A 10,293-nucleotide genomic window follows, 5' to 3' on the forward strand; every position below is an offset into this window, starting at 1 on the left:
GTCGTCCGCGCAGGGCCGGGGAGATCCGCCACACCTGTGGACGAGTTGTAGGATGACTGGGCAACCGGGTGATCGATCGGATCGGGAGGTACGGGACGGATGGCGGCACTGAGAGCGGCGGGGCGGACCTCGCTGGTGGACTCCGCGGTGGAACAGCTGCGGGCCCAGCTCGCGGAGGGCGAGTGGACCGTCGGCGACCGCATCCCCACCGAGCACGAGCTCGCCCAGCAGCTCGGCGTCGGCCGCAACACCGTCCGGGAGGCGGTCCGGGTCCTCGTCCACGCCGGGCTCCTGGAGTCCCGGCAGGGCAACGGCACCTTCGTCCGCTCCACCGCCGACCCGGCCGCCGTCCTGCGCGGGGTCCGGCACGCCGGCGCCCGGGACGTGCTGGAAGTGCGGACCGCCCTGGAGGCCGAGGCGGCCCGGCTGGCGGCGGAGCGGCGGGACACCCACGACCTGCTCCGGCTGCGCGCCGCCCTGACCACCCTCCGCGAGGAGGGCGACCGGGACGCGGACGCCGACCTCGCCTTCCACCTCGCCGTGGTCGGCGCCACCCACAACGCCGCCTTCATCGAGGTCTACCGCTTCTTCTCCACCCAGGTGCACGAGGTGCTCGTCGAGGCGCTCGGCGACCGCGCGATGCCGCCGGTCGACATCGACGCCCACGAGGCCCTGGTCGCCGCCGTCGAGGCGGGCGACGCGGACGCCGCCGAACGGCAGGCCCGCGAGCTGCTGCGGATACCGGCGGAGACCGTGGCGGCGCTCATGACGGAGCGCGCCGACGGGACGCGGGCATGAGGGGCACGGAGACGGACCACGCGCGCGTGCTCGTCGACGCCGAGGCGGACGTACGGCCCTCCGCGGCGGGGACGGCCGCCCGGCGGGCGCTGCTCGCCCACCCGGTGCTGCTGCTCGTCGGCATCGTGCTCGCCTCGCTCAACATGCGGGTCGCTCTGGCGAGCGTGGCGCCGCTGGTCGGCGAGATCGCCGGGCACTTCGGCCTGTCCTCGACCGCCGGCTCCCTGATCACGTCGATCCCGGTGCTCTTCCTGGGGCTCGGCGCGCTCGCCGCCCCGTGGCTCGGCCGCCGCTTCGGCGCCGAACGGACCGTCCTCGCCGCACTGCTGCTGCTCGCCGTCGGCATCCTGGCGCGCCTGCTGCCGTCGGTCCTGGCGCTGTACGGCGGCGGCGTCCTGGTCGGCACCGCGATCGCCCTGCTCAACGTGCTGATGCCGGGGATCGTCAAGCGGGACTTCCCGGACCGGGCGGCCGCGATGACCTCCGTCTACACGGGGGCCATGGTCGCCGGGGCCACGATCGCCGCGGCTGCGGCCGTGCCCCTGGAGGAGGCCCTCGGCGGCGGTTGGCAGGGCTCGCTCGGCTTCTGGTCGCTGCTCGCCGTCGTGGCGGCGGTGGGCTGGCTGCCGCAGGCGCTGATCGCCCGGGGCCGTACCGGGCACGAGGTACGGGCCGTCCCGGCCTCCGGCACCGCGCCCACGCGCGTGTGGCGCTCGGCGCTCGCCTGGCAGGTGACCCTCTTCATGGGCCTGCAGTCGGTCTGGTCGTACGTGCTCATCGCCTGGATGCCGACGATCTTGACCGACCACGGGATGAGCCGCTCCGAGGCCGGCGTGGTCTTCGCCTTCAACAACCTCATCCAGATCGCCGGGGCCTTCGTGGTGCCGCTGCTCGCGGGCCGCAGGCGCAGCCAGCGCCCCCTGGTGGTGCTGGTGACGGCGATGGTCGCGGCCGGGTACGCGGGGCTGCTCGTCGCCCCGGCCGAGGGAGCCTGGCTCTGGGCCGCGGTCCTCGGCATCGGCCAGGGCGGGGCCCTGGGGCTCGCCCTGACCCTGATCGTGCTGCGGACCGGGGACGCCCCGACGGCCGCCCGGCTCTCCGGGATGGCGCAGACGGTCGGCTACCTGCTGGCCGCCGCCGGTCCGCTCGCGGCCGGGGCCCTGCACCAGGCGACCGGCTCGTGGACGGTGCCGATCGCGCTGGTCCTCGGGGTGTGCGCGGCGGCCGCGGGCGTCGGCCTGCTCGCCGCCCGCGACCGCACCGTCTGAGGCTCCGCCCGGAGGTGCCCTACTCCTCGCCGGCCAGCGTCAGCGTGCGCAGCTTGTGGCCGGCGAACCAGGTGGCGCCGAGGGTGACGGCGACCAGGAGGACCGCCGCCGTCGGCAGGGCCACGTCCGAGCTGATCAGCCCCTCGCCGGTGACCTTCTCGGCGAGCGCCAGCGCCCACTGCTGGACGCTGAGGGTGCGGGCGCCGGCGATCAGGGAGCCGAAGAGCGCCTCCCAGACCAGGGCGTAGACGAGGCCGATCACCACGGCGTGCCGGCTGATCGTGCCGAGCAGCAGGAAGAGCGCGCTGTACGCGATGGAGGCGACCAGCGCGGCGACCGTGTAGGCGACGGCGACCTGCTGGCCGTTGCCGTTCAGGATGAAGCCGGCGATCAGGGTGGGCACGGCCGAGAAGGCCATGGTCACGGCGATGGCCACGATCAGCTTGGTCATGATGATCGTCGGGCGCTTCACCGGCTTGGAGAGCAGATAGACGATCGAGCCGTCGTCGATCTCCGGGCCGATCGCGCCCGTGCCCGCGATGACGCCGATCAGCGGCACCATCGTGGCGAGCGCGAAGCCGCCGAGGAGGTCGGCCGCGACCTGGTCGTCCGCGCCGTTGATGACGCGGACGGCCGTGGCGATGAGCAGGAGCAGCCCGGGCAGCAGGAACAGGATCGCCGCCCGGCGGCGGCCGAGGAGGGCCCGGTAGGTGAGCCGGGCGACCGTGGGGTCGTACATCGGGGTCGTGCTCCTTTCAGGCCGCGACGAGATACGAGAAGACGGATTCGAGGGACTCGTCGGACGGCGAGACCGTCAGCAGCCGGATCCCACGCGCGCGTGCCACCTGTGGCAGCAGCTCGGTGAACCGTCCGAAGTCGACGGCCTGGATCCGCAGTCCGCCCTCCACCACGTCGACCTCGATGCCGGCCGTGGACGGGTCGGCGATCAGCGCGGCGGCGAGCGCCCGGTCGTCGCTGGAGCGGATCAGATAGCGGTGCGGCCGGTCGGTCATCAGGCGGCGGATCCGGCGGAAGTCGCCGGAGGCGGCGTGCCGGCCGGCGACGATCACCTCGATGTGCGAGGCGAGCTGCTCGACCTCCTCCAGGATGTGCGAGGAGAACAGGACCGTGCGGCCCTCGGCGCCCATCCGGCGCAGCAGTTCCATGAGCTGCATCCGCTGGCGCGGGTCCATGCCGTTGAACGGCTCGTCGAGCAGCAGCACGGACGGCTCGTGGACGAGGGCCGAGGCCATCTTCACGCGCTGCCGCATGCCCTTGCTGTACGTGGCGATCTTCCGGTCCTGCGCGTGCTCCATCTCGACGGTCGCGAGGGCCTTCCGGGCCTCCGCCGCGCCGAGGCCCTGGAGCTCCGCGTTGGCCACCACGAACTCGCGGCCGGTGAGGAAGTCGTACATCGCCTCCCGCTCGGGGACGACGCCGATGGAGCGGTAGACCGACTCGTTGCGCCAGACCGGCTCGCCGTCCAGGGTCACGCTGCCCGTGGAGGGGTCGAGGAAGCCGCCCATCATGTTGATGAGGGTGGACTTCCCGGCGCCGTTGGGGCCGAGGAGGCCGGTGACGCCGGGGCCGATCGACATCGTGACGTCGTTGACGGCGACGACGTTGCCGAACCAGCGGGAGACGTGGTCGATGGTGAGAGTGCTCATGGGCGCGGCCCATTCCTTAGAGGGGTGGTGGCGGGCGACGGGAGGGCGCTCACAGGCCGACCTTCCGGTAGCGGGCCATCAGGATGCCGTAGCAGGCGGCGATGAGGCCGAGGACCACCACGAGGTAGACCACGCCGGTCCCGGCCCCCACCGGCACCTCGCCGGGGAAGGAGGCGGGAGCGCCGAGGAAGGCGTTCTGCAGGCCGATGATCAGGGTGAGGGGCGAGAAGAGACCGAGCCAGGCGATGGCGTCGGTGTTCTCGGTGGCGTAGGAGATGCCCTGGAGGGTGGAGACCGCGCCGTAGGAGATGGTGAGGACGGCGATCACGGCGGCGACGCCGAAGCCGCGGCGCGGGGTGAGCGCGGCCATGACCAGGCCGATGCCGCCGAAGAGCACCGAGAGGACCGCGACGGAGACGAGCCCCTGGCCGAAGAGCTTGGCCTGCTCGGCGAAGTCCATCTTGGCCAGCATCGAGCCGATCCACATGATCACCAGCGGGGCGGCGGTGAGGATGAAGAGCGCCGAGGCCATCGCCCCGTACTTGGCGAGCACGTAGTCGACGCGCTCGATGGGACGCGAGAAGTACAACGGCACCGTGCGGAAGCGGAGGTCGCGGGAGACCGACTGCGGGGCCTGGGAGGCGAGGTAGACGGCGATGACGAGCTGGAGGTAGACCGCGTACTGGGTGTACTCCATGGGGAGCTTGTCGGCCTTGATGTACACCGAGATCGCCACGCTGATCAGCGCGGGCGCGCACATCACCGCGAAGAGCAGCATCGGCAGCACCTTCGACTTGGCGCTGCGGCCCAGGCCGTACGCCCCGCGCAGGGACTGCGAGAAGAGCGAGCGGCGGGCGTAGGAGCGGCCGAGCCTCGGACCGTCGTAGGACCGGTATCCGATGTTGTGGATCCGGGTGGTGTCGGGGGCGGCCCCGGGGGCGGGGGTGCTCATCGGGCCTTGACCTCCTCGTGCTGCGCGGCTGCCTCGGGACGGAAGACCTCGGCGATGTGGTGGCGGCGCTGCTCCATGCGGACCAGGCCGAGTCCGAGGCCGGCGACGGTGTCGCGCACCAGGTCGTACGTCTCCTCGCCGGGGGCCTCCAGGAGGAGGATGTGCCCGGCGCCGGGCAGGCCGTCCTCCACGCCCGCGTGGAGGGTGACGCCGGCGGCGACGAGGGCCTCGCGGAGGGCGGCGGTGCCGTCCGGGTGGGCGTCGGAGTCGGTGACCTCGACCGCCAGGGTCGTGGTGGTGCGGGTGAAGTCGCTGGTGGAGCTGGACCGCAGCAGCTTGCCGCCGTCGATGACGACGACGTGGTCGCAGGTCCGCTCCAGCTCGCCGAGGAGGTGGGAGGTGACGAGCACGGAGATGCCGAAGTCGGTCCAGACGCGGCGGATCAGGCCGAGCATCTCGTCGCGGCCGACCGGGTCGAGGCCGTTGGTCGGCTCGTCGAGGAGGACCAGCCTCGGGTCGTGGACCAGGGCCTGGGCCAGCTTCACCCGCTGCTTCATGCCGGTCGAGTAGCCGCCGATGGGGCGGTAGCGCTCCTCGTACAGGCCGACGTGGCGCAGGGTGTCGGCCGTCCGCTCGCGGGCGGCGGTCGGCGGCAGGCCGGACATCCGCGCCATGTGGACGACGAACTCGGTGGCCGAGACGTCCGGCGGCAGGCAGTCGTGCTCGGGCATGTACCCGACGCGCTCGCGGATCTCGGGGCCGTGCGTCGAGACGTCGAGGCCCAGTACCTCGGCGCGGCCCTCCGTGGCGGGGGAGAGGCCGAGCAGGATCTTGATCATCGTGGACTTGCCGGCTCCGTTGGCACCCACCAGTCCGGTCACACCGGGCCCGATGTCCAGGGAGAGCCGGTCGAGAGCGGTCACCCGGGGGAACCGCTTGCTGAGGCTTTCGGTGGCGATCACAGTCACGCTTCGACGGTAGTGGCGCGCGCCACAGCCGTCGTCAGCCCTACGGATCGATCCCTCTCCGACTTCCGGCGTACGAACCCCGAGAGGCGTCGCGACGAAAGTCGTCGCGGTCTCGGGGACGGAGTTTTCCACAGGGTCTCGTACACACCCCTTGACGTAGCCGCCGGGCATTGTCACATTCATCGGTGTCAAGTTACGGACGCGTAGGGCGACCAAGCGCTCACACGGGACGGGCGGGTGGCATGACCTCAGCAGTGGCAAGCGAACTGACCGCGGAACTACGGGGGTTCAGGGAGGTACAGCAGCTCTCCTACGCCTGCGCGGAAGCGGTCGCGGCCCAGCTCAGGCCGGGTGTGACCGAGCGCGAGGCGGCCCGGATGCAGCGCGAGTGGCTGTACGAGCGTGGGGTGAAGGACTGGTTCCACCGTCCCTTCGCCTGGTTCGGGGACCGCACCGCCTTCGTCGACTTCAAGATCCCGCTGCAGTTCTTCCCCACCGACAAGCGCCTGGAGCCGGGGATGCCGTTCATCCTTGACATGGCGCCCGTCCACAAGGGGTACACGGCCGACATCGGCTACAGCGGCTGCCTCGGGCTCAACCCGCTGCACGACAAGCTCCTCGCCGATCTGCGCGAGCACCGCGAGCTGATCCTCCGCGAGGTGCGCGAGCGCCGCAGCCTGCGCGAGATATACGAGGACGTGGACCGGCTCATGGTCCGCCAGGGATACGCCAACCGGCACCGGGCCTATCCCTTCGGCGTGATCGCCCACAAGATCGACCGGGTGAAGGAGCGGCGGTTCGCCCCCACCCTGTTCGGCTTCGGCACCCAGTCCCTCAAAGGCCTGCTGAGCGACGCCGTGCACGGCCACCGGGACGGCTGGTCGCCGCTGTGGTCCCCCTACAAGTTCTCCGACCACCCGCCCGCACCGGGCCTCTGGGCGGTCGAGCCGCACCTCGGATTCCGGGGTACGGGCGCGAAGTTCGAGGAGATCCTGGTCGTCACCGACTCCAGGGACCCCGAGCAGAGCGCGTTCTGGCTGGACGACGACCTGCCGCACGTGCGGCGGTGGAACGAAGGAGCGGTGTGATGGCGGGCGCGGGACTCGAGGGGGCGCGTGAGCGCCGGGTCCGTACGGGCGGGATCGAGCTGTGCGTCGCCGAGCTCGGCGACGCCGACCGGCCGACGGTGCTGCTGGTGCACGGCTACCCGGACTCGAAGGAGGTCTGGTCCGAGGTCGCGGTGCGGCTCGCCGAGGAGTTCCACGTCGTGCTGTACGACGTGCGGGGCCACGGGCGTTCGACGGCGCCGGCACCGCTGCGCGGCGGCTTCACCCTGGAGAAGCTGACCGACGACTTCCTCGCCGTCGCCGACGCGGTCAGCCCGGACCGGCCGGTCCACCTCGTCGGGCACGACTGGGGCTCGGTGCAGTCGTGGGAGTTCGTCACCGTGCCGCGGACCGAGGGCAGGATCGCCTCCTTCACCTCCATGTCGGGTCCGTCGCTCGACCACTTCGGGCACTGGATCAAGAGCCGGATGACCCGCCCCACCCCGCGCCGGGTCGGACAGCTCCTCGGCCAGGGCGCCAAGTCCTGGTACGTGTACATGCTGCACACCCCGGTCCTGCCGGAGCTCGCCTGGCGCGGCCCCCTGGGCAGGCGCTGGCCGAAGCTCCTGGAGCGGCTGGAGAAGGTCCCGGCCGGCGACTACCCCACGGCCTCGCTGCCCCACGACGCGGCCACCGGCGCCTGGCTCTACCGGGACAACGTCCGGGCGCGCCTCTCCCGGCCGCGCCCCGACGCCTTCGCGCACGCGCCCGTGCAGCTGATCACCCCGACCGGCGACGCCTTCCTCTCCGAGCGGCTCTACGACGACCTGGGCACCTGGGTGCCGGACCTCACGCGGCGCACCCTGCCCGCGAAGCACTGGGTACCGCGTACCCGCCCCGACCAGCTGGCGGCGTGGATCACGGACTTCGTCCGCACCCACGAGGAGCCGGAGGCACGGGCACCCCGGCCGGTGGCGGCGTCGACCGCGAAGAGCGGAGTGAAGCCGGAGCGCGCGGAGCGGTTCGGCGGCCAGCTGGTGCTGGTCACCGGCGCCGCCAGCGGCATCGGGCGGGCCACCGCCTTCGCCTTCGCGGAGGCCGGGGCCCGGGTCGTCGCGGTCGACCGGGACGCCGAGGGAGCGGCCAGGACGGCCGAGATGGCACGGCTGATCGGCGCCCCGGAGGCGTGGGGTGAGGCCGTGGACGTCTCCGACGAGCAGGCGATGGAGAAGCTGGCGGCGCGGGTGGCAGAGGAGTACGGGGTCGTCGACGTCCTGGTCAACAACGCGGGGATCGGCCTCACCGGCTCCTTCTTCGAGACGACCGGCGAGGAGTGGAAGCGGGTCCTGGACGTCAACCTGTGGGGCGTGATCCACGGGTGCCGGGTGTTCGGGGCGCAGATGGTGGCGCGCGGCCAGGGCGGCCACATCGTCAACACCGCCTCGGCGGCGGCTTTCCAGCCCTCCCGGGCGCTGCCGGCGTACAGCACCTCGAAGGCGGCGGTGCTGATGCTCAGCGAGTGCCTGCGGGCCGAACTGGCGGACCGGTCCATCGGCGTGAGCGCGATCTGCCCCGGGATCGTCAACACCAACATCACCGCGACCGCCCGCTTCGCCGGGGTCACGGACGCGGCGGAGGAGAAGCGGCGGCAGCAGAAGGCCTCGCGACTGTACGGGCTCCGGAACTACCCTCCGGAGAAGGTGGCGGACGCGATCCTGGACGCGGTGCTGCACGACCGGGCGGTCGTGCCGGTCACCCCGGAGGCCCGGGGCGCCCACGCCCTCTCCCGGCTGGCTCCCGGCGCGCTGCGCGCCCTGGCCCGCTGGCAGCCGCCGGCATAACGGCGGGGGGCCCGGGCGGGTGGACGGTCGTACGATCCCTCGCAGCAGGGGCCCCGCGCGGGGTGGAACGATCGGCCGGTGGGAGCGGGATGTCCGAGCAGTCAGCAGTGCGAGCGGAGTACCGGATCGAGGACCTCGCCCATCACAGCGGGGCCACGGTCCGGACCATCCGCGCCTACCAGGACCGCGGCCTGCTGCCCCGCCCGGAGCGGCGGGGCAGGGCGAACGTCTACGGGGACAGCCATCTGGCCCGGCTGCGCCAGATCGCCGACCTCCTGGACCGGGGCTACACCCTGGCCTCGATCAAGGAACTCCTCGACGCGTGGGACACCGGCCGGGGGCTCGGCGGGGTGCTCGGGCTCGTCGCGGAGGTCCAGGGGCCCTGGACGGACGAGGAGGCGGCCCGGATCACCCGCGCGGAGCTCGACGCCCGCTTCGGCGGCGACCCCGACGAGGACGCCGTGCGGGAGGCGGTCGAGCTCGGCGTCCTGGAGCGGATCCCGGGCCGGGAGGCCGAGGAGTACCTGGTACCCAGCCCCCAAGAGCTGGCGGTGGCCGTGGAGTTGCACGCGGCGGGGGTGCCGCTCTCCGCGATCACCGGTCACCTGAGGGAACTTCGGGAGCAGGTCGAGCACATAGCTTCCCGTTTCCTGGAGTTCACCACCGAGCACGTCTTCGCCCGCTATCTGGAGCACCGTCCGCCGACGGACTCGGACGCGGCCGAGGCGGCGACGATGGTCCGGCGGCTCCGACCGCTCGCCCAGCAGACGGTGGACGCCGAACTGGCGCGCGCCATGCGGATTCTGGCGACCCGTCATCTCCAGATCCACCTCTCGCCCGAGGGCCCGGCATCGAGGGACGACGAGCCACGTCCGGTGCAAGTCCCGGCAGACACGATCCGGGCCGTACAGGCCCTGGTCGGCCCGGAGGCCGTCGCGGCCTTCGTGACGGCCGCGACCGAACGCGAGGTCAACAAAAGGACATTGGATACATTGACGATAAATGCCTTCAATTCCCCCACTGTTCAATAAAGCGCTTGATCTGCCAGGGCAGTTGTCCACAGAATCCTCAACTGGCTTGTGGATAACTCATGTTGGCTGTGGATCAAACCTGAACGGGGAAGAACGATGGACGAACGTCGCACGGTGAAGGTGTCGAAGTACCTCTCGAAACACCTGCGGCACCAGCCGGAGCGGATCGGCCTGGTCCTGGACGCGCGCGGCTGGACCGAGATCGACGCGCTGCTCGCCGCCGCGGCCGCCCACGGCTTCCCGATCGACCGCGCGGAGCTGGACCACGTGGTCGCCTCCAACGACAAACGGCGGTTCGCCGTCGAGGGCACCCGGATCCGGGCCAACCAGGGACACACGATCAGCGTCGACCTCGCCCTGCCGGTCGCCGAACCGCCCGCGTACCTCTACCACGGTACGGTCGCCGCCCGGCTGCCCGCGATCCGGGCGGAAGGGCTGCGGTCCATGGCACGCCACGACGTCCACCTCTCCCCCGACCGCGAGACGGCGACCCGGGTCGGGGCGCGGCGGGGCCGGCCGGTGGTGCTGAGCGTCGACGCGGGGGCGATGCACCGGGCGGGCCACGAGTTCCGGGTCAGCGCCAACGGGGTCTGGCTGACGGCGGCCGTACCGGCGGAGTTCATCCGCTTCCCCGACTGAGCGGCAGAGCGACCGAGCCCCCGGGGCACTGTGCCGCCGAGCCGCCGAGCCGCCGAGCCGCCGAGCCGCCGAGCCGCCGAGCC

10 protein-coding genes are annotated in these 10,293 nt (G+C 72.3%); 6 read left to right on the plus strand and 4 right to left on the minus strand.

Annotated features, from left to right (window positions below; all coding sequences use genetic code 11):
* Window positions 1–99: 99 nt before the first annotated feature.
* Window positions 100–798 carry a FadR/GntR family transcriptional regulator gene (locus tag IE245_RS19600; RefSeq protein ID WP_189949301.1) on the plus strand — a complete coding sequence of 233 codons (699 nt, stop codon included), beginning with the start codon at window positions 100–102 and terminating at the stop codon, window positions 796–798.
* Window positions 795–2,066 carry a CynX/NimT family MFS transporter gene (locus IE245_RS19605; RefSeq protein ID WP_189949303.1) on the plus strand — a complete coding sequence of 424 codons (1,272 nt, stop codon included), beginning with the start codon at window positions 795–797 and terminating at the stop codon, window positions 2,064–2,066. Before IE245_RS19600 ends, IE245_RS19605 begins: the two co-directional genes overlap by 4 nt.
* 19 nt (window positions 2,067–2,085) lie before the next feature.
* On the opposite strand, the gene IE245_RS19610 is transcribed toward IE245_RS19605, so the two are convergent.
* Genes IE245_RS19610 through IE245_RS19625 form a run of 4 tightly spaced genes read right to left on the minus strand, consistent with a single transcriptional unit; the run spans window position 2,086 to window position 5,647 of the window.
* Window positions 2,086–2,805: an ABC transporter permease gene (locus IE245_RS19610; protein WP_189949305.1), complete on the minus strand. Its 720-nt coding sequence runs from the start codon at window positions 2,803–2,805 to the stop codon at window positions 2,086–2,088.
* Between the two features lie 16 nt (window positions 2,806–2,821).
* Window positions 2,822–3,733, minus strand: coding sequence for an ABC transporter ATP-binding protein (locus IE245_RS19615; RefSeq protein ID WP_189949307.1), 912 nt, complete (start codon window positions 3,731–3,733; stop codon window positions 2,822–2,824).
* Between the two features lie 49 nt (window positions 3,734–3,782).
* On the minus strand, window positions 3,783–4,685 hold the full coding sequence (locus IE245_RS19620) for an ABC transporter permease (RefSeq protein ID WP_189949309.1): 903 nt from the start codon (window positions 4,683–4,685) through the stop codon (window positions 3,783–3,785).
* Entirely contained in the window at window positions 4,682–5,647 is a 966-nt protein-coding gene (locus IE245_RS19625) for an ABC transporter ATP-binding protein (protein WP_189949354.1), read from the minus strand. Before IE245_RS19625 ends, IE245_RS19620 begins: the two co-directional genes overlap by 4 nt.
* Window positions 5,648–5,895: 248 nt before the next feature.
* Here IE245_RS19625 and IE245_RS19630 point away from each other — a divergent pair, with 248 nt between their 5' ends.
* From IE245_RS19630 to IE245_RS19645, 4 genes are all read left to right on the plus strand, one after another.
* Window positions 5,896–6,741: a M24 family metallopeptidase gene (locus IE245_RS19630; protein ID WP_189949311.1), complete on the plus strand. Its 846-nt coding sequence runs from the start codon at window positions 5,896–5,898 to the stop codon at window positions 6,739–6,741.
* Window positions 6,741–8,540 carry an SDR family oxidoreductase gene (locus IE245_RS19635; protein WP_189949314.1) on the plus strand — a complete coding sequence of 600 codons (1,800 nt, stop codon included), beginning with the start codon at window positions 6,741–6,743 and terminating at the stop codon, window positions 8,538–8,540. The genes IE245_RS19630 and IE245_RS19635 overlap by 1 nt, the downstream gene beginning before the upstream one ends.
* Before the next feature lie 89 nt (window positions 8,541–8,629).
* Window positions 8,630–9,571 carry a MerR family transcriptional regulator gene (locus IE245_RS19640; RefSeq protein WP_189949315.1) on the plus strand — a complete coding sequence of 314 codons (942 nt, stop codon included), beginning with the start codon at window positions 8,630–8,632 and terminating at the stop codon, window positions 9,569–9,571.
* Between the two features lie 96 nt (window positions 9,572–9,667).
* Window positions 9,668–10,210: an RNA 2'-phosphotransferase gene (locus IE245_RS19645; protein ID WP_189949317.1), complete on the plus strand. Its 543-nt coding sequence runs from the start codon at window positions 9,668–9,670 to the stop codon at window positions 10,208–10,210.
* Window positions 10,211–10,293: the final 83 nt, after the last annotated feature.

The sequence above is a fragment of the Streptomyces roseolus genome (assembly GCF_014649855.1).
Classification (GTDB): domain Bacteria; phylum Actinomycetota; class Actinomycetes; order Streptomycetales; family Streptomycetaceae; genus Streptomyces; species Streptomyces roseolus.